Source organism: Roseovarius lutimaris, from assembly GCF_900115165.1.
GTDB lineage: Bacteria > Pseudomonadota > Alphaproteobacteria > Rhodobacterales > Rhodobacteraceae > Roseovarius > Roseovarius lutimaris.
Map to the genome: position 1 here is coordinate 2,501 of NZ_FOVP01000027.1, position 19,259 is coordinate 21,759.

Consider the following 19,259-nt stretch of genomic DNA (forward strand, 5'->3'; position numbering starts at 1 on the left):
GCATGAATAATACGGCCCGTACGCAATATTGTTAGCGCATATCATGACGCCCCTACCCCACATCTTGCGTTATCCACAGGGTTATCCCCAAGAGGTGCTTGGCCGCCCTCCTGAGAACAGGGAACTTGGGGCGACTCAGGCGGATTTGAGGGATAGGAATCGCCGTGATCCGGGCATTCGGCCGAGTCGATCTCGGCAAAACCTTTGCCGATCCGGTCATTTTGCGAGTCACAGGGCGCCCCGACCGGGGCAATCGCGCCTCAAGCTGCCTGTTTTCTACGCGCCGGGCGCAGCCGAAGCGCCAGCAGGCCGAGAATCACCGCCAGATACACCAGCGGTTCAATCTGAAAGCCCTTCACCAGCCATATGAAGTGAACCGCCCCCAGAATCGCCGCCAGATAGGTCAGCTTGTGAAGCTGCCGCCATTTCGACCCCAGCTTGCGCACCGACCAATTGTTGGAGGTCGCCGCCAGCGGCACAAGCAACAAGAAGGCGGAAAAGCCGATGGTCACATAGGGGCGCTTGACGATGTCGGCCCATATCTGCGCGGGGATCTGCACATCCAGCACCAGCCAGACCAGCAGATGCAGGCAGACATAGTAAAAGGTCAAAAGACCAAGGGCGCGGCGGAACTTGATAAGGTTTACCCCAAGAAGCCGCCGCAGCGGGGTGATACAAAGACCAGCGATCAAAAGCTGTAATGCAATCCCGCCCAGTTCATGTTCAAGCGCCTTGATCGGCTCAATCCCGAGGCCGCCGGTCAGGCCACGATAGAACAGCCAGACAGATGGCGCGCCAAGGAGCAGGTAGACGGCCCAGGTCGGCATCCGCCGGGCAAAGCTGTTGATTTGATCGACAAGCCCCGTCATCCGCAACAGCGATCCCCCTGTTGGACCGGCGGGCAGGCCACATCAGCATATGAACAATAGACACAGCAATCGCCGGGCTTTGGGCGCAGGACCGCCCCCAGAAGAAATGGTAAGATGCCGGTAAAGCAACAAAGCGCGGTAAATCCGGCACCGAAACCGCCCAGCCATGTCATCATGCGGGCCATTGTCAGAAGCTCTTCCGAAGGTCCATCCCGGCGTAAAGCGATGCCACCTCTTCGCCGTAGCCATTGAACATCTGCGTCGGCTTGCGCTTGGCAAACAACCCGCCGCCAATTGCCCGCTCTGTGGCCTGTGACCAGCGCGGGTGATCCACCTCGGGGTTCACATTACTGTAAAAGCCGTATTCGCGTGCATTGGCCTTGTTCCAGGAGGTTGGCGGCTCGTCCCTGGTGGCGGTGATCCGCACCACCGACTTGATGGATTTAAAACCATACTTCCACGGCACCACAAGACGCAGCGGCGCGCCGTTCTGATTGGGGATATCGCGGCCATAAATGCCCGTGGCCATGATGGTCAGCGGGTGCATCGCCTCATCAAGGCGCAGCCCTTCGACATAGGGCCAGTCCAGAACCGGATATTTCACGCCGAGCATTTCATCGGGGCGCAAGGCGGTTTCGAATGCGATATATCTGGCATCGGCCTGAACCCCCGCCAGGGCCAGAAGATCGGCAACCTCGAACCCGTTCCAGGGCACGACCATCGACCAGGCCTCGACACAGCGGAACCGATAGAGCCGCTCTTCGATCGTCATCTTGTCCATGATCTGATCAAAGCCATAGGCACCGGGGCGATCGACAAGCCCGTCGATCTCGACGCTCCAAGGGGTGGTGGTGAGAGCTTCGGCATAGCGCGCCGGATCGGCCTTGTCGGTGCCAAACTCGTAATAGTTGTTATAGCCGGTGATTTCTTCCCAGCTATTGGCCTCCAATTCCTGCGCGCCCGCCGGAAGGCCGACACCGGCAAGCCCGATCCCGGCCGCCGCCCCCGCCATCAACTGACGTCGGTTCAGAAACGCCGCCTCGGGCGTCACGTCGCGATCGGACAGGGTGTTTTTCCAGCGATAGGCCATGCATCTCTCCTATTGGGTTCCACCTATATATAGAGGGATATGTGCCTATCGCCAGAATTCTACGCATGAACCGCGATCACGAAACCGAGTCCGCGTTGTAACTTGGGCGGATTTTGTTGAACGCGACAGAGGTGCCATCGGCCTGCACAAGGCGCACATGCCGCCGCCGCATCAGGCGTGGTTCGCTCACACCAACAGAATGCGCGATCATCTCAACCTCTTTGATCACCGATTTGGCGTAATGGGCGACCTTCACATATTTATCCTCGATCACAAGACCGGCCTGAAGACGCTTGTCATGGGTGGTGATGCCGGTCGGGCAGGTATTGCGATTGCATTTGAGCGCCTGAATACAGCCAAGGCTAAACATGAAGCCCCGCGCCGAGGTCACAAAGTCAGCTCCCGCACAGATCGCCCAGGCAACATCTCCGGGATTGATAAGCTTGCCGCTGGCGATCATCCTGATCCGCTCTTTTAGGCCATAGCGGTCGCGCAGGTCGACCATGCGCGGCAAGGCATCGCGAATGGGCATGCCAACGAGATCCATCAACGGCATCGGCGCCGCGCCGGTGCCGCCTTCGCCACCATCAATGGTGATGAAATCCGGGGCGCATTCAGGGCCGCGTTCATTGATCATCTGGAACAGCGGCTCCCAAGACTCGGATGAGCCGATCACAGTCTTGAACCCGATCGGCCGCCCCGTGACCTTGCGGATATGACAGATCACATCCAGGAGTTCGCCGTAATCGTTGATATCGGCGTGGCGATTGGGCGAGATACTATCCTGCCCAAGTCTGATACCGCGGATTTCGGCGATTTCGGCGCTGACCTTTTCACCGGGCAGGATTCCGCCCTTGCCGGGCTTGGCGCCCTGAGCAAGCTTGAGTTCGAACATCTTGATATGCGGGTTTTCCGACATCTTGCGCAGCTTTTCGTCGCTCAGGTTGCCGTCTTCGTCGCGCACGCCGTATTTGGCGGTGCCGATCTGATAGACTAGGTCACAGCCCCCCGTCAGGTGAAACGGTGAAAGCCCGCCTTCGCCGGTGTTCAGCCAGACTCCTGCCCTTGCCGCGCCCCGGCTAAGCGCCTCGACCGCAGGGCGCGAAATCGCACCATAGCTCATGCCAGAGATATTGAAAAATGACTTTGCGCTGTAAGGAATGGCTGCTGTTGGCCCGATCAGCATCGGCGCGGTCACAGTAACCTGCTCATCCAGTGGCGGAAACACGGCCGGTACGAAAATCGGCGTGCCCGGCACTCCAAGGTTGCGGGTCGAACCAAAGGCGATGGTGTTGCCCTTGCCCTTGGTGGCGTGCTTAACCCAATCGCGCTGAGCGCGGTTGAACGGCATTTCCTCGCGGTCCATGGCAAAGAAATACTGGCGAAAGAATTCACCCAGCTTGGTAAACAACCCGCGAAAGCGCCCGATCACCGGATAGTTGCGCCGGATCGCATCGCCGGGCTGGGTCTTGTCCAGCACATAAAACAGCATCGCCATCAGGACGAGCGCGCCCAGCACGAGAACAAACAAGAGTGCGAGAACCTGTAGGATCTGCATCACGTAAATCATCGAAAACTCCATACCCATTGACCCACACCACTTTGGGGCCGTCGCGGCGCAACCTGCGCCTTTCGCGGTCATCAAACAAGCCGCTAAACCATGCTCACGAGAGGGCGCAGAGGCTAGAAATGTCCGGTAGCGGGACATTGGCCCGCAAACCTCGAGAACGGCGGGAAAACCGCCTGAATTGCCTGCTAAAGCGCAGGAGAATTCCCACCTCAGTACAAAAACGTGACTTGATGTTACAAAACTCGCGCGCTTAGCCCACGTAACGGTTTCGTCAAATCGCATCGGCAAAAATCCCCGGTGATCCAATCGCGATCTGGCCCCGTAGCCCTGTTCATGATGCCCGATCCGGCATCCTCACAACTGACGTTAAAACAGGAGATACTCTTATGTTCCGCAGAACTTACCTTGCCCTGACTGCCGCCGCTCTCATGGCTGGCCCCGCCTTTGCCGATGGCCACAGCAAGGATATCGTCGCTATTGCCGCCGGGAATGAAGATTTCTCGACGTTGGTCGCCGCCGTGCAGGCCGCCGATCTGGTCGAGACTCTCAAGGGCGATGGCCCGTTCACCGTCTTTGCCCCGACCAACGCGGCCTTTGCGGCCCTGCCCGAGGGCACGGTTGAAACCCTGCTCAAGCCCGAGAACAAGGACAAGCTTGCGGCGATCCTGACCTATCATGTGGTGCCGGGTAAGGTGATGTCGGGCGACCTTAGCAATGGCATGAGCGCGACCACCGTTCAGGGCAGCGATGTGACCATCATGACCGAAGGTGGCGTCATGGTGAACGGTGCCAATGTTACCGCTGCCGATATCGAGGCGAGCAATGGCGTCATCCATGTGATTGATGCAGTGATCTTGCCGGAATAATCGCCATGACGGCGCGCCTGATCCCTGGCGCGCCGTTACCTGATTTAAATGCCCGCGTCGATCATCGCGCGGGCAAGGATCGGCACGGTTCGCTCATTCAGACCGGCAACATTGATCCGGCTGTCGCCAATCATGTAAATCCCATGATCCTTGCGCATTGTTTCAACCTGTTCAGGCGTTGCGCCAAGGCGCGAGAACATGCCGCGATGCTGGGCGATGAACCCAAAGCGGTCAGATCCCGACAAACGGCGAAGCTCATTCGCAAGACCCTCACGCAGGCGCAGCATGCCAAGGCGGACGTCTTCCAGCTCTGATTGCCAATCGGCGCGCAGGGCGTCATCGCTTAGCACCATGGTTACAAGCCGCGCGCCGTGATCGGGCGGAAAGGAATAATTCTGGCGGTTGAGATAGGCCAGATTGCCCTGCGCCACCTTTTGCATCCCGCGATCCTGCGCCACCGCCATCAGAATGCCGGTGCGTTCGCGGTAGATGCCGAAGTTCTTGGAACAGCTTGCCGCGATCAGCACCTCGGGACAGTTTTTGACCACAAGCCGGGTCGCCTTGGCATCCGCGTCAAGCCCGTCACCAAAGCCCTGATAGGCGATGTCGATCATCGGAACCGCACCCTTGCGGTTCAGAAGGTCGATCACCTCTTGCCATTGGCTCAGGTTCAGGTTGGCGCCCGTCGGGTTGTGACAGCAGCCGTGCAAGAGCACCACATCACCGGCGCGCAGGTCCTGAAGGCCTGCCATCATGCCCTCGAAATCGACGCCGCCGGTCTCAGCGTCGAAATAGCGATACATCACCGTTTCAACCCCAAGATAGGCCAGAATGCTAAGGTGGTTGGGCCATGTCGGATCAGACACGAACACCCGCGCTTGCGGGTTGCCCATACGCACAAGATCAAACGCCTGACGCACCGCGCCGGTGCCGCCGGGGGTGGCCACGGCGGCGACCTGATCGCGGGTTACCGCATCGCCAAGCACCAGGTCGATCATCACGTCGGAAAAGCCCGGATCACCGGCAAGCCCGGTATAGGCCTTGGTCTCTTCCTGACTCCACCATTGTTGCTCGGCGGCCTTGATCGCGCGCATGATCGGGGTCTTGCCCTGCGCATCTTTGTAAACGCCGACACCAAGATCAATCTTGGTGTCGCGCGGGTCCTCGCGAAATGCCTGGGCGAGGGCCAGGATTTTGTCGGCGGGTTTTTCTTTAAGATTGCTGAACATCAGGTCTCTCCTGTGGCGACGGGAACAGTCGGGAAAGCGCCCCATTCCGTCCATGATCCGTCATAAAGCGCGTGGTCAGTCTTGCCGATCCGCTCAAGCGCCAGACTGATGATCGCCGCCGTCACACCGGTGCCGCAGGTGGTGATCACCGGCTTGGACATATCAACGCCCGCCGCTTTGAACACGGCGCGCTGTGCCTCGCGGGGTTTCATCGTCAGGTCGTCATTCAACAAATCGGTATAGGGCACGTTTTTCGAGCCCGGAATATGGCCGCCGCGCAAACCGGGGCGCGGCTCGGGCGCCTCACCCCGAAATCGGCCTGCGGATCGGGCATCAAGGATCTCGTAATCGCCAAGCTTGGCCGCCGCCGCCACCTGCGTCACATCCTTGACCATCTGGTTCTGGCGGCGCACCGTCATGTGGCGGTCGCGGACAATCGGCGGCAGGTCTTCGATCTCCCGGCCCTCGGCCTGCCATTTGGGAAACCCGCCATCAAGGACGGCGATGTTGTCCTGGCCCATGAGGCGAAACAGCCACCACACCCGCGCGGCGGAGAACAGGCCCTTGGCGTCATAGACCACCACCTGATGCCCGTCACCCACGCCCATGGCGCGCAGCTTTGACATGAATTTCTCGACCGGTGGCGCCATATGCGGCAGTTCAGAGCGGCTGTCGCTGATGTCATCAATGTCGAAAAAGCGCGCGCCGGGAATATGTGCAGCGTCGTATTCCGCCTTTGCGTCGCGCCCTTCCGCGGCCATGAACATCGTGCCATCCAGAACCCGCAAATCCGGATCTTTCAGATGGCTGGCAAGCCAGTCGGTGGAAACAACGGTTTTAGGATCATCATGTGCCATGGGGCCCCCCGTTTCAGACCTGACTTGCCTACAGTCTGAGGGCCAAAAGGGCAAGACCGGGCCCCGCCTGTCCGGCCTCTATTTGCCGCTTACCTGACCAACATTTTCCTGATCAGACCAAGAATGATCATCAGCACGGCACCGCCTGCGCCGCCCGAGGCAACTGCGCCCAGGATGGCGCCGATATCACCGCCGCCCGCAATCGAACCGGCACCGCCCGCGTCCAGCATCGCCAGAGCCTGACCACCAAGACCGCCGCCGACGATTCCGGCCATCGAATTGCCGATAAAGCCAAGCCCGGCGTGTTTCATCACCCCGCCCGCGACATTGCCGCCAATCGCGCCGCCCATCAAACCTAGCAAAAGTTCCATAGTCCGTTTCCTTGGGGGAAAACCGCCGCTTACTCTCCGTGGCGCAACAGGCGTTGTTTCTGACGGCTCCAGTCGCGCTTGGCCTCGGTGGCGCGCTTGTCGTGGTTCTTCTTGCCCTTGGCGATGCCAATCTTCATTTTCACCAGCCCGCGATGGTTGAAATACATCACCAGCGGGACAAGCGTCATGCCCTTGCGCTGTGTCTCGTTCCAGAGCCGCGCCAATTCCTTGCGCGACACCAAAAGCTTGCGACGGCGCTTTTCTTCATGGCCAAAGGTCTTGGCCTGAAGGTAGGGCGCGATATAGGAATTCACCAACCAAAGCTCGCCATTCTCAACCATGGCATAGCTTTCGGCGATATTGCCGCCGTTCTGACGCAGGGATTTGACCTCGGAGCCTTCGAGGATAATGCCGCATTCGATATCGTTCTCGATGGCATAGTCATAGCGCGCCCGCCGGTTCTCGGCGATCACCTTGTAGTTCGGATTGTCCTTTACCTTGGCCATTTCGCTGTCCTACCCATGCGCGCGTCGACTGTCCAGCGGTGTGCAAGGCCCGTCGGGCCACAGCTTTCGCCAGATTGGTCCTATGTGGTTACTCTGCGGCGCTGCGCAAGCTGGACATCAAAAGATGAAACTTCTCGCCCTGAATCGCCACATGGTTCCGCAGCGCCTCTGCGGCGCGCGCGGAATCGCCGGCGCGGAGCGCCTCGACAATCGCCTCATGTTCGGCCATGGATTGTGACAACCGCCCGCGCCAGCGCAATTGCAACCGGCGAAATGGCTTGAGCCGCCGATGCAGGCGCAGCGCCTCATGTTCGAGAAAGCCATTGCCGGCCTGATGATAGATAACATGGTGAAACCGCTCGTTTTCGCGGTAATACCCATCGGTATCGCCGCCCTCGACCGCCGCACAGCAAGAGGCGTTGACATTGTCCAGCTCTTCCAGTGCCGCATCCGATATCCGCATTGCCGCCAGACGCCCGCAGACGCCCTCGATCTCGGCCATGGTTTCGAACATTTCCATCAATTCAACCGGCCCCGGCTGGCGCACAAAGACGCCACGGCGCGGGATCTGCTCTGCCAGGCCAGAGGCGACCAGCCGTTGCAAGGCTTCACGGATCGGGGTGCGCGACACGTTGAATTGCGTCGCCAGGCGCAACTCGTCAAGCCGGTCGCCATCGTGAAAGCCGCCGGTAAAAACCAGCTCTTCCAGCGCATCCGCGATTTTGTCCGCCCGACGAAGTTCCATGCCAAAAAACCTAGCCGCCGGTTTGATTGTGCGCAAGGCTGAAAATATTGTATACAAAAAACTTGACTCTGAATTCGAAACCAAAAACACTGAGCGGACGTGTTCGGGTCATCTTGCCCGGACAAAATGGGAGGAAGACATGAAAAAATCTATGTTCACGGCAGCCGTTGCTGCCGGGATGATGCTGCTTGGCGGCGCCGCAAATGCCACCGATCTGCGCCTGTCGCATCAGTGGTCCAACAGCGACGTGCGCCACAAGGTGGCCCAGATCGTTGCCGATGAAGTCGCTGCCGCCGACGTCAATCTTGAAATCAAGATCTTCGGCTCGAAATCACTGTTCAAACCGCGCGAGCAATACACACCCCTGAGCCGTGGTCAGCTTGACATGGCCGTTCTGCCGCTCAGCTATGCGGGTGGCCAACAGCCGTCCTATAACCTGACGCTGATGCCCGGTCTGGTGAAGAACCACGACCACGCCGCACGCCTGTCCAGCAGCCCCTTCATGGAGGCGCTTGAGGCCAAGATGGCCGAGGATGACGTGATGGTGCTGGTGCATGGCTATCTGGCCGGTGGCTTTGCCGGCAAAGAGAAATGCATCACCAAGCCCGATGACATCAAGGGCCTGCAAACCCGTGCCGCGGGCAAGGCGTTCGAACAGATGCTGGCCGGTGCCGGTGCGTCGATCGCGTCGATGGCAAGCTCGGAAATCTACAACGCCATGCAAACCGGCGTTCTGGATGCGGCCAATACGTCGTCGTCATCCTTCGTGTCCTACCGGATTTACGAGCAGGTCCAGTGCTATACCCCTGCGGGCGACGTTGCCCTGTGGTTCATGTATCAGCCGCTGTTGATGAACAAATCCACCTTTGAGGGGCTGACCGAGGCACAGCAAGCCGCGCTTTTGGCCGGTGCCGAAAAGGCCGAAGCCTTCTATCTCGACGAAGCCAAGAAAGAAGACGCCAACTCGGTTGAAGTCTTCAAGAAGGCGGGCGTCGAGATCGCACAGATGAGTGACGAGGATTTCGCCGCCTGGCGCGCAATTGCCACGGAAACCTCTTACAAGGCCTTTGTCGAAAGCGTGCCGGACGGGCAGGCGCTTCTGGATATGGCGCTCGCCGTCGAGTGATCTGACCTGATTGCAGGGCGCCCCATTGCGCGGCGCCCTGCCCCCAAGACTTATCCCGAAAGGAGGGCCGATGTCGGGCCAATCCATTTCCGGTGTGGCAAACACCGGCAACAGCCTCTTTCTCAAAATCGTTGCAGCCATTTCAACCTTTGCCGGTTGGGTGTCGGCGGGCATGATCACGCTGGCGGTGCTTATCACCTGTCAGATGATCTTCATCCGTTTCGTCCTGAATGGCTCGACGATCTGGCAGACCGAAGCGGTAATTTACCTGATGATCGCTGCCACTCTTGTGGGTCTGCCCTATGTGCAACGTTTGCGCGGGCATGTGAACGTTGATCTCATTCCGATTGCCCTTCCGATGGGCGCGCGCCGCGTTCTGGCGGTGATAACGCTTGGTATTTCGGCGCTGATCATCGCGGTGATGCTCTGGTACGGGTATGAATTCTGGCATGTCGCCTATGCGCGCGGTTGGAAATCCGACACCGTCTGGAGCGTGGCCCTGTGGAAGCCTTACATGGCTCTGCCGGTCGGCCTTGGCCTTTTGCTGCTGCAACTGATCGCTGACCTTTATGCGGTCGTCATGCGCATTGATGCACCCTTTGGAATTGAACAAGAGGGTCTCGCGGCCCGCGTATCTGGGGATCTCTGAATCATGGACCCGCTCGTACTCGGGGGGCTTGTCGCCCTCATGACAATCTTCGTGCTGTTCTCGGGCGTCTCGGTGGCCATTGGCCTCTTGATCGTCTCGGCGGGCTTTCTGATCGCGTTCGACGGGATGCGCTCGCTGGAACTGATGCCGGAAATCCTGTTCGGCAAGCTTGATAACTTTGCCCTTCTATCGATCCCGATGTTCATCATCATGGGCTCGTCCATCGCCTCGACGCGGGCGGGGGCCGACCTTTACGAAGCGCTCGAACGCTGGCTGACGCGGGTGCCGGGGGGGCTTGTGATCTCGAACCTCGGGGCCTGCGCGCTTTTCGCGGCGATGTCGGGCTCATCGCCCGCCACCTGTGCGGCGATTGGCAAGATGGGCATCCCCGAGATGCGCAAGCGTGGCTATCCCGATGGCGTTGCGGCCGGTTCTATCGCGGCAGGCGGCACCCTTGGCATCCTTATTCCGCCCTCGGTCACGATGATCGTTTACGGCATCGCCACCGAAACCTCGATCGGGCGACTGTTTCTGGCCGGGGTCATTCCGGGGCTGATGCTTGTGGGTCTGTTCATGGCCTGGTCGCTTTATTCGACATGGAAGTCGGGCAATATCAACCTGCTTGGCGGACAGGGCTATTCCTGGACCGAGCGATTTGAGATTCTGCCTCGCGTCCTGCCGTTTCTGGTGATCATCCTCGGCGTGCTTTATGCGCTTTATGGTGGCATCGCGACCCCGTCCGAGACCGCCGCAATTGGCGCGCTTCTCTGCCTGTTGATGGCGATCATCATCTACAAGATGTGGAGCCCCACGGCGATCTGGGTTGTGCTGCGCGACAGCACCCGTGAAAGCGTGATGATCCTTTTCATCATCGCCGCCGCCGGTGTGTTTTCCTACATGCTCTCAAGCCTGTTCATCACCCAGTCGATTGCCGAATGGATTGGCACGCTGGATGTAAACCGTTGGGTTCTGATGGGGGCGATCAACCTGTTCCTTCTGGTCGCTGGCTTTTTCCTGCCGCCGGTTGCGGTGATCCTGATGGCGGCGCCGATCCTGTTGCCGATCATCCTGACCGCCGGTTTCGATCCGATCTGGTTTGCCGTGGTTCTGACGATCAACATGGAAATCGGCCTTATCTCGCCACCCGTCGGCCTTAACCTCTATGTGATCAACGGCATCGCCCCCGATATCAAGCTCAAGACGATCCTGCTTGGCTCGCTACCGTTTGTGGCCTGCATGATCCTTGCGATCATCCTGCTTTGCCTGTTCCCGGGGCTGGCGACATGGTTGCCTGATGTTGTGATGGGAACCGCCGTATGAGTGTGCTGGCCGACCTTCTTGCGACGGTTTTCGAGCGGCGCTATCGCGGCGCGACAGAGCCCGATCAGCAGAACCGAAGCATCCAGGACCTCGCGCGCGACCTGCTTGGCAGCTCGGGCGAGGTTTCGGGCATGACGCTCGCCCGGCTTATCCTGGATCGTTATACTGGCATGGATGACGCGGCGAAGCTTGGGTTTTTCACCTTCCTGACCGACGATCTTGGCGTTGACCCCGACGTCGTGCGCGACGCGCTTGATGCCTTTGAGGCCAACCCGGACCGGCACACCTATCGGGCGTTTCTGGCCGCGGCAGAGCCGCCACGTCAGGAGTTGGCGCGCCGTCTCAATCAGGTGCCCGGCGCCACCGCCCAGCTTGTGGCGATGCGGCGCGACCTGCTCCGGCTGGCGCGGGACAAACCGGCGCTTTCGGTGGTGGATCTTGATCTCCGGCACCTGTTTTCGTCGTGGTTCAATCGCGGCTTTCTGGTGCTGCGCCCGATCAACTGGACCAGCCCGGCCGATATCCTGGAAAAGATCATCGCCTATGAGGCGGTTCATGCCATCGACAGCTGGGATGATCTGCGCCTGCGCCTGCAACCTGCGGACCGGCGGTGTTTCGGCTTCTTTCACCCTTCGATGCCGGACGAGCCGCTTATTTTCGTCGAGGTCGCCCTGACCAGCGGCACACCGGGGGCGATCCATGATCTGCTGGCCGACACCCGCGCCACGATCACCGCGGACAAGGCCGACACCGCGGTGTTCTATTCGATCTCGAACTGTCAGCCCGGGCTTGCCGGGATTTCCTTTGGCAACTCCTTGATCAAACAGGTGGCGGCGGACCTCTCGCAGGAGCTTCCCAACCTCAAGACCTTCGTGACGCTCTCGCCGATCCCGGCGCTGACCAAGTGGCTGGCGAATACCGACACCGCCCTGCCCGACGATCCCGAAGAGCGCCGCCAGATCACCGCCGATTACCTGCTCAACGCCAAACGCCCCGAGGGTGGCCCGTTTGACCCGGTTGCGCGGTTTCACCTGGGCAATGGCGCCTCGGTGCATGCCATTCACGCCGGTGCCGATCTGTCGCCCAATGGCCTTGCCCAATCGGGGGGCATGATGGTGAATTACCTTTACGATCTGGCGCTGATTTCGCAAAACCACGAACGTTTTGCCAATGCGGCGCAAATCGCCGCCTCGCCCGAAGTGACCGCCCTAAGCGCCGCCCGGGCCACCAAAGACTGAAACAAGGAAGATCGCCATGGCCAACCCCCTTTATGACATGCTTTTTGGTCGCCATGCTGGCCAAACCGCGCCGTTTTTGTACCTCGCGGATGGCAGCGCATTAAGCTATGATGCCTTCCTGCGACTGACCGCGCAATACGCCCATAGCTTTCGCGACGCAGGCCTCGCGCCCGGTGACCGGCTTGCGGCGCAGGTGGAAAAATCACCGCAGGCGCTCGCGGTCTATGCGGCCTGCGTGCAGGCGGGCATCGTATTTTTGCCGCTCAACACCGGCTATACGGCGGATGAGCTTGCGTATTTCGTGACCGATAGCGGCGCGCGCCTGTTGCTGTGCGATAGCGCCAAGGCAGACGCACTTGCCCCCATAGCCAAATCCGCCGGGGCGCAGTTGATGACGCTTAACGCCGATGGCAGCGGAAGCCTGCCCGAGACCGCCCGCGATAAACCCGAGAACTTTGAGACCACGCCGCGCAGCGCCGATGATCTGGCCGCGTTTCTTTATACCTCGGGCACGACCGGGCGCTCGAAAGGCGCGATGCTGACCCAGACCAACCTGTTGTCAAATGCCGAGGTGCTGGTCGATTATTGGGGCTTCACCGAGAAAGACGTGCTGTTGCATGCGCTGCCGATCTTTCACACCCATGGGCTTTTTGTGGCGACAAACGTGATCCTGCTGGTCGGGGCCTCGATGATCTTCCTGCCGAAGTTTGATCAGGACAAGGTGATTGAAGCCCTGCCCCGCGCCACAAGCATGATGGGCGTACCGACGTTTTACACCCGGCTTCTGGATGACCCGCGCTTTGATCGCGCCCTGACCGGGCATATGCGGCTTTTCATCTCGGGGAGCGCGCCGCTTCTGGCCGAAACCCATGTGGCGTTTGAAGAGCGCACCGGCCACCGCATCCTTGAGCGCTATGGCATGACCGAAACCAACATGAGCACCTCGAACCCTTACGTCGGCGAGCGCCGCGCCGGTACGGTCGGCTTTCCTCTGCCGGGGGTCGACCTCAAGATCACCGATCCCGACACTGGCAAGACCCTGCCGCAGGGCGAGATCGGCCTGATCGAGGTGCGCGGCCCGAATGTGTTCAAAGGCTATTGGAACATGCCCGAGAAGACCGCCGAGGAATTGCGCAGCGACGGGTTTTTCATCACTGGCGATCTGGGGCGGATCGACGATCAGGGCTATGTGCATATTGTCGGGCGCGACAAGGATCTGATCATCTCGGGCGGCTATAACATCTATCCCAAGGAAATCGAACTGCTGCTGGATGAACAGCCCGGCGTTCTTGAAAGCGCCGTGGTCGGCGTGCCGCACCCCGATTTCGGCGAAACCGTTGTGGGGTTCCTTGTGGCGCAGAAGGGCGAAACACCCGATCTTGACGCGATTGCCGAGGCGGCCGCGACCTCGCTGGCGCGGTTCAAGCATCCGCGCAAACTTATCATGCTGGATGAATTGCCGCGCAACACCATGGGCAAGGTTCAGAAAAACATCCTGCGGGCCGACTACGCCGATTTGTTCAAACCTGCCTGAAATGCGTCATCGCGATGACCACTCCGGCCCGGCGCATAGCCTGCGCGGGGCCGTTTTTCTATGCGGCGCTATCGACGCCCTGCGACCAAAGTATGATACCACTCAACCCTTTGATTAAATTTGTAAAAACTAGATCAGAACTGGTGTCCCCCAGCCATGGGCCGGAAAGGTGCGGACAGGCACAAAACCTTTGTTAAGATACCCGTAATAGGCGATCACAAGTCAAAGGGAACGTGTATATGACAATTGCCGACACCCGCCGTTGCGCAAGGCTGCCGCGCGTATGATGCGTTGGCTTGTTGCGATCCTTTTCGCTCTTGGCGCCCTTGCCCGCCCCGCCTTGGCGGTCGAGGTGACGGCGGCCATCCTGCGGGTGGATTACCCCACGCTCTTGCCGGTCTCGCGGCTTGATCTGCGCCCGGATGATCTTGGCTTTGCCGGTGGCCTCCTGGCGACCGAGGACAATCAGACGACCGGGCGCTTCATGGGCCAGACCTATGCGCTTGAAACCGCCGCAAGCCCGCCCGAAACCGCGCTTGCCACGTTTGAGGCGTTGCAGGCCAAGGGCCTCCGGTTTTTCGCGGTTCAGGCCCGCATGCCAGAGCTTTTGGCAATCGCCGATGCGGCCGCGCCCGATACGGTGATCTTCAACACGCTCGCCCCCGACACCGCTCTGCGCAACGATCAATGCCGCGGCAATATCCTGCACGTGGTGCCCTCGCGCAAGATGAAGACCGATGCGGTGGCGCAATTCCTTATCTGGAAGAAATGGCCGAAATGGGCGCTTATCCACGGCTCGCACCCCGAAGATCGCGCACTTGCCGACAGCTATCGCGCCTCGGCGGCGAAATTTGGCGCGCGCATCACCGACGCGTTGGAATTCACCGATACCGGCGGCGCGCGGCGCACCGATAGCGGCCATGTTCAGGTCCAGCGGCAATTGCCGCTTTTCACCCAACCGCTTGACGGGGCAGAGGTCATCGTGACGGCGGATGAGGCGGACGTGTTTGCCACCTATCTGCCCTATCACACATGGTCGCCCGCGCTCATTGTCGGCTCTGCCGGGCTGCGCCCGCTCAGCTGGCACCCCGCGCTAGAGGCCTGGGGCGCGACGCAGTTTCAGCACCGGTTCGAGACGCTGAGCAACCGCTATATGCGCCCCGAGGATTACAACGCCTGGCTTGCCCTTCGGGTGCTGGGCGAGACGGTGACACGCACCGGCGGGGCCGATCCCGCCGCGATCCGGGCCTACGCGCTGAGCGACAAATTCGAGCTGGCGGCGTTCAAGGGCCAAAAGCTTACCTTCCGGCCCTGGAACGGCCAGCTGCGCCAGCCGATTCTTCTCGCCGATGGCCGCATCACCCTGAGTGTGTCGCCGCAAGAGGGGTTTCTGCACCAACGCTCGTTGCTTGATACGATGGGGCTGGATCAGCCCGAAAGCGCCTGCACCGCCTTTACCAAATAGGAGAACCGACATGCGCCGCCTTGCCTTTGCCACGGCCCTTGCCACGCTGCTCACCACGCCGGCCCTTGCGGGCAAGGTGTTCGTCAGCAATGAGCGCGGCAATACCGTCACCGTTCTCGACAGCGAAACCTGGGAGGTTCTCAAGGAATTTTCCGCTGGCAACCGCCCGCGCGGCATCACCGCAAGCCCGGATGGCAAAAAGCTCTATGTCTGCGCCTCGGATGATGACGTGGTGCGGGTGTTTGACACCGCCACCTACGACGAGCTTTATACCCTGCCCTCTGGCCCTGACCCGGAATTGTTCGTGCTCCATCCGTCGGGCAACCCGCTTTATATCGCCAATGAAGACGACAATCTTGTCACCGTCACCGATACCGAAACCCATACCATTCTGGCCGAAATCCCGGTTGGGGTAGAGCCCGAAGGCATGGGTATTTCGCCGGATGGCAAATACGTGGTCAACACCTCTGAAACCACGAATATGGCGCATTTCATCGACACCGAAACATTCGAGATCGTGCAAAACACCCTCGTCGATCAACGCCCGCGCTTTGCCCAATATAGTGCCGACGGCAAACACCTGTTTGTCAGCGCCGAAATCGGCGGCACAGTCAGCGTGATCAACCCCGATGGCGGCGAGATCGAGCACAAGATCAGCTTTGCCGTGCCCGGTATCGCACCCGAACTTCTGCAACCCGTCGGGGTGCGCGTGACCTCGGATGGCAAGAAGATTTTCGTCGCCCTCGGACCGTCAAACCGGGTCGCGCTGATCAATGGCGAAACCTTCGAGGTCGAGAAATACCTGCTTGTCGGTCAGCGCGTCTGGCAGCTTGCCTTTGATGCGGATGAGGCGTTTTTGTATACCACCAACGGCAATTCCAACGATGTCTCGATCATTGATGTGGCGGCCGAGAAGGTGGTGAAATCGGTGCAAGTCGGCCAACAGCCCTGGGGCGTTGTGGTCGTTTCCGACTAACCCAACAACGAAAGGACCATCATGCGAACGCTTCTGACAGCCGCCACTCTGGCGCTTTTCTCGGGCCCGGCCCTGGCCGCGCCGCTTTGCGATAACCTTGCCTTTTCCGGGCTTCTGGCCAAGTGCAACCGGGGCGACACGATTAAGGTCACGCTCAGCTCTGGCAAACCTTTGGGCGAGGGGCCGGTGATCCTTGAATCGGGCGCCTATTACGAGATGGAAATCACCGCCGATGGCACCGCCGAAATCGGCCTGAGCGGGCCCGATTTCTTTCGCGCGATTTGGATGGACGAGATCGTGATTAACGATATCGAAGTGCGGCCCATGGCAATCGACAGTTTCGAGTTTGACGATGCCGGCACGGCGGAATTTTCCTTTATCGCGATCAAGCCCGGTCGCTATCATATACTAATCCCCGGCACGACCGGCGAGAGCCAGAGGCTTGAGATAAGGATACAGTAATCGCATGCCCCGGCCTATGATGGCACCAACCACGCGGGAAGGATTGGCATGACGGGGCAAGACGTAGCGGGACTGGAGGTCTCTGGGCTTGGGTTTTCCTATGGCGCCAGGCGCGCGCTGAACGATGTGTCATTCGCGGTCACGCAGGGCGCGTTCTGTGCGCTTTTGGGGCCGAACGGGGCCGGAAAATCGACGCTGTTTGCCCTCATGACCCGGCTGTTCACCACCTCCGAGGGTCAGGTGACGGTGATGGGCCACGACATGGCGCGCGCCCCACGTCAGGCCTTGGCGCGCATCGGCGTGGTGTTTCAGCAACCCACCCTTGATCTTGACCTGAGCGTGCGGCGCAACCTGCGCTATTTCGCGGCGCTGCATGGCCTTGCCGGGCGCGAGGCCGAACACCGCATCGACACGGCGCTTGAGCGGATGGACATGGCAGAGCGCGCCGATGAAATCGCCCGCGACCTCAATGGCGGTCATCGTCGCCGCACCGAGATCGCCCGCGCCCTCGTGCATCGCCCGGCAGTTTTGCTCTTGGACGAACCCACCGTCGGGCTAGACGCCGAGGCGCGGCGCGCGATCACCGCGCATGTGCATGGCTTGTGCGCCGAGGACGGGCTGACCGCGCTTTGGGCGACGCACTTGACCGACGAAGTCTGGCCCGATGACCGGCTTGTGATCCTGCACCGTGGCGAGGTGCGCGCCGATGGCATTGCGCGCGAGATCATCGGCGATCAATCCCTGACCGACCGGTTTCTGGATCTGACCGGGGCCAGCACATGAAGCCGCTGTTGATTGCGCTTTGGGCCATCACCGCCCGCGAGGCGCTGCGCTTTGCGCAACAACGCTCGCGGTTCATTTCGGCACTGGTCCGCCCGCTGATCTGGCTGGTGGTGTTTGCCGCCGGGTTTCGCGCCGCGCTTGGCCTGTCGATCATCCCGCCCTATCAGACCTATATCACCTATGAGACCTATATCGTGCCGGGCCTCTGCGGGATGATCCTCTTGTTCAACGGCATGCAATCCTCGCTTAGCCTTGTCTATGACCGCGAGATGGGCTCGATGCGGCTTTTGCTGACAAGTCCGCTGCCGCGCTGGTGGCTTTTGCTCTGCAAGATTCTGGCGGGCACGGTGGTGTCGGTTTTGCAATGCTATGCCTTCCTCGGGATTGCGGCGGCGATGGGGATTACCATACCGCCGATGGGCTATGTTTACGCCTTGCCGGCGCTGGTGCTCGGGGGGGTGATGCTTGGCGCGCTTGGGGTCGCGCTCTCGTCGCTTATCCGACAATTGGAAAATTTTGCAGGGGTGATGAACTTCGTGATCTTTCCGATGTTCTTCATGTCGAGCGCGCTTTACCCGCTCTGGCGGATGGCCGAAAGCTCGGCGCTGCTGCGCGATATCTGCGCGGTGAACCCGTTCACCCATACGGTCGAGCTGATCCGCTTTGCGCTTTATGGACAATTCAACGGCATGGCTCTGCTCTGGACAATGCTTGCCACGATGGGCTTCATGGTGCTGGCGCTTTGGGGGTATGATCCGGGGCGCGGGCTTTTGCGGCGCAAAGGGTAACGCATGCCTCAGACCTTGGTGTCAGTATGCCCCACAAGACCCATTTGCTAGGATATCGTCATGGACCCGAACGAGGCGCGCCCGCAGATACAGAACCAGCCCCCCGCCAAGGCTGCGGCGGGGCATTTTCGCACGGCCCTTATCGTTGATGATCACCCGCTGTTTTGTGACGCTCTGTCGATGACCCTCAAGTCGGTGGCGGGCATCGCCCGTATCGACACCGCCGAAAGCCTTGACGCGGCAATGGAGCATATCGCGCAGAACGGCCCGCCAGAGATCATCGTGCTTGATCTGAACCTGCCGGATGTGACCGGGCTTGACGGTCTTATGCGGCTCAAGGCCGTGGCCGGAAATGTGCCGATTGTCGTGGTATCCTCGATGTCGGAAAGCCGCATGGTCTGCTCCACGATCCATGCCGGCGCGGCGGGCTTTGTGCCCAAGCATAGCCAACGCCCGGTGTTTCGCGCCGCCTTTGAAACCATCGGCGCGGGGGAGGTGTTCCTGCCCGAAGGCGTGGTTCTGACCAAGACCCCCGAACAGCCCGTCAATGACCAGAGCGAGGCGGTTGAACGGCTTGCGCTTTTGACCCGGCAACAATCGCGCATCCTGCTACTGATCTGCGAAGGGCGGCTGAACAAACAGATCGCCTATGAGCTTTCGATTGCGGAAACCACCGTGAAAACCCATGTCACCGCGATCATGCGCAAGCTTGGCGTGCAGACCCGCACCCAAGCCGTGCTGATCGCGCAAATGGCCAGCTTCTCTAACGTCTTGCGCGAAACCGACTAGCCGGACTAACCTTTTGGTAGGGCTCG

At 60.1% G+C, this 19,259-nt stretch carries 21 protein-coding genes; 12 read left to right on the plus strand and 9 right to left on the minus strand.

Annotated elements, in window-relative coordinates:
• Positions 1–260: 260 nt before the first annotated feature.
• The 4 genes from msrQ to BMZ91_RS18395 form a co-directional block, all read right to left on the minus strand.
• Positions 261–869: a protein-methionine-sulfoxide reductase heme-binding subunit MsrQ gene (msrQ, locus tag BMZ91_RS18380; protein WP_092841938.1), complete on the minus strand. Its 609-nt coding sequence runs from the start codon at positions 867–869 to the stop codon at positions 261–263.
• Positions 866–1,054 (minus strand): GDCCVxC domain-containing (seleno)protein, encoded by a 189-nt coding sequence (locus tag BMZ91_RS22115; protein WP_092841940.1) that lies wholly within the window; start codon positions 1,052–1,054, stop codon positions 866–868. The genes msrQ and BMZ91_RS22115 overlap by 4 nt, the downstream gene beginning before the upstream one ends.
• A gap of 2 nt (positions 1,055–1,056) precedes the next feature.
• The gene (msrP, locus tag BMZ91_RS18390) at positions 1,057–1,959 is read right to left on the minus strand and encodes a protein-methionine-sulfoxide reductase catalytic subunit MsrP (RefSeq protein WP_092841942.1); all 903 of its coding nucleotides are present in this window, start codon (positions 1,957–1,959) and stop codon (positions 1,057–1,059) included.
• A 76-nt stretch (positions 1,960–2,035) separates the two neighbouring features.
• Positions 2,036–3,547 carry an FMN-binding glutamate synthase family protein gene (locus tag BMZ91_RS18395; RefSeq protein WP_425441603.1) on the minus strand — a complete coding sequence of 504 codons (1,512 nt, stop codon included), beginning with the start codon at positions 3,545–3,547 and terminating at the stop codon, positions 2,036–2,038.
• A gap of 368 nt (positions 3,548–3,915) precedes the next feature.
• On the opposite strand from BMZ91_RS18395, the gene BMZ91_RS18400 reads away from it, so the two are divergent.
• The gene (locus BMZ91_RS18400; protein ID WP_092841944.1) at positions 3,916–4,395 is read left to right on the plus strand and encodes a fasciclin domain-containing protein; all 480 of its coding nucleotides are present in this window, start codon (positions 3,916–3,918) and stop codon (positions 4,393–4,395) included.
• A 44-nt stretch (positions 4,396–4,439) separates the two neighbouring features.
• Here BMZ91_RS18400 and BMZ91_RS18405 read toward each other — a convergent pair whose 3' ends face one another.
• The 5 genes from BMZ91_RS18405 to BMZ91_RS18425 form a co-directional block, all read right to left on the minus strand.
• Positions 4,440–5,624 (minus strand): amino acid aminotransferase, encoded by a 1,185-nt coding sequence (locus BMZ91_RS18405; RefSeq protein ID WP_092841946.1) that lies wholly within the window; start codon positions 5,622–5,624, stop codon positions 4,440–4,442.
• Entirely contained in the window at positions 5,624–6,481 is an 858-nt protein-coding gene (sseA, locus tag BMZ91_RS18410; RefSeq protein WP_092841948.1) for a 3-mercaptopyruvate sulfurtransferase, read from the minus strand. The genes BMZ91_RS18405 and sseA overlap by 1 nt, the downstream gene beginning before the upstream one ends.
• An 89-nt stretch (positions 6,482–6,570) precedes the next feature.
• Entirely contained in the window at positions 6,571–6,852 is a 282-nt protein-coding gene (locus tag BMZ91_RS18415) for a hypothetical protein (RefSeq protein ID WP_092841950.1), read from the minus strand.
• Between the two features lie 29 nt (positions 6,853–6,881).
• Positions 6,882–7,358: an SsrA-binding protein SmpB gene (gene smpB / locus BMZ91_RS18420; protein ID WP_092841952.1), complete on the minus strand. Its 477-nt coding sequence runs from the start codon at positions 7,356–7,358 to the stop codon at positions 6,882–6,884.
• Between the two features lie 88 nt (positions 7,359–7,446).
• On the minus strand, positions 7,447–8,103 hold the full coding sequence (locus BMZ91_RS18425; RefSeq protein WP_092841954.1) for a GntR family transcriptional regulator: 657 nt from the start codon (positions 8,101–8,103) through the stop codon (positions 7,447–7,449).
• Positions 8,104–8,242: 139 nt separating this feature from the next.
• Here BMZ91_RS18425 and dctP point away from each other — a divergent pair, with 139 nt between their 5' ends.
• From dctP to BMZ91_RS18480, 11 genes are all read left to right on the plus strand, one after another.
• Positions 8,243–9,229, plus strand: a complete 987-nt coding sequence (gene dctP / locus BMZ91_RS18430) for a TRAP transporter substrate-binding protein DctP (protein WP_092841995.1) — start codon at positions 8,243–8,245, stop codon at positions 9,227–9,229.
• A 70-nt stretch (positions 9,230–9,299) separates the two neighbouring features.
• Positions 9,300–9,878 (plus strand): TRAP transporter small permease, encoded by a 579-nt coding sequence (locus BMZ91_RS18435; protein ID WP_092841956.1) that lies wholly within the window; start codon positions 9,300–9,302, stop codon positions 9,876–9,878.
• A 3-nt stretch (positions 9,879–9,881) separates the two neighbouring features.
• Entirely contained in the window at positions 9,882–11,198 is a 1,317-nt protein-coding gene (locus BMZ91_RS18440; RefSeq protein WP_092841958.1) for a TRAP transporter large permease, read from the plus strand.
• On the plus strand, positions 11,195–12,436 hold the full coding sequence (locus BMZ91_RS18445) for a malonyl-CoA decarboxylase (protein ID WP_092841960.1): 1,242 nt from the start codon (positions 11,195–11,197) through the stop codon (positions 12,434–12,436). Before BMZ91_RS18440 ends, BMZ91_RS18445 begins: the two co-directional genes overlap by 4 nt.
• A 16-nt stretch (positions 12,437–12,452) precedes the next feature.
• Entirely contained in the window at positions 12,453–13,970 is a 1,518-nt protein-coding gene (locus tag BMZ91_RS18450; RefSeq protein WP_092841963.1) for a malonate--CoA ligase, read from the plus strand.
• A 286-nt stretch (positions 13,971–14,256) separates the two neighbouring features.
• Entirely contained in the window at positions 14,257–15,435 is a 1,179-nt protein-coding gene (locus BMZ91_RS18455) for an ABC transporter substrate-binding protein (RefSeq protein ID WP_218145688.1), read from the plus strand.
• Positions 15,436–15,445: 10 nt separating this feature from the next.
• Positions 15,446–16,411, plus strand: coding sequence for a YVTN family beta-propeller repeat protein (locus BMZ91_RS18460; protein WP_092841967.1), 966 nt, complete (start codon positions 15,446–15,448; stop codon positions 16,409–16,411).
• 21 nt (positions 16,412–16,432) lie between these two features.
• Positions 16,433–16,873: a cupredoxin domain-containing protein gene (locus BMZ91_RS18465; protein WP_092841969.1), complete on the plus strand. Its 441-nt coding sequence runs from the start codon at positions 16,433–16,435 to the stop codon at positions 16,871–16,873.
• Between the two features lie 48 nt (positions 16,874–16,921).
• Positions 16,922–17,656 (plus strand): ABC transporter ATP-binding protein, encoded by a 735-nt coding sequence (locus BMZ91_RS18470; RefSeq protein ID WP_092841971.1) that lies wholly within the window; start codon positions 16,922–16,924, stop codon positions 17,654–17,656.
• The gene (locus tag BMZ91_RS18475) at positions 17,653–18,444 is read left to right on the plus strand and encodes an ABC transporter permease (RefSeq protein ID WP_092841973.1); all 792 of its coding nucleotides are present in this window, start codon (positions 17,653–17,655) and stop codon (positions 18,442–18,444) included. The genes BMZ91_RS18470 and BMZ91_RS18475 overlap by 4 nt, the downstream gene beginning before the upstream one ends.
• A 60-nt stretch (positions 18,445–18,504) precedes the next feature.
• Positions 18,505–19,233: a response regulator transcription factor gene (locus tag BMZ91_RS18480; RefSeq protein ID WP_092841975.1), complete on the plus strand. Its 729-nt coding sequence runs from the start codon at positions 18,505–18,507 to the stop codon at positions 19,231–19,233.
• The last annotated feature ends 26 nt before the right edge of the window (positions 19,234–19,259 follow it).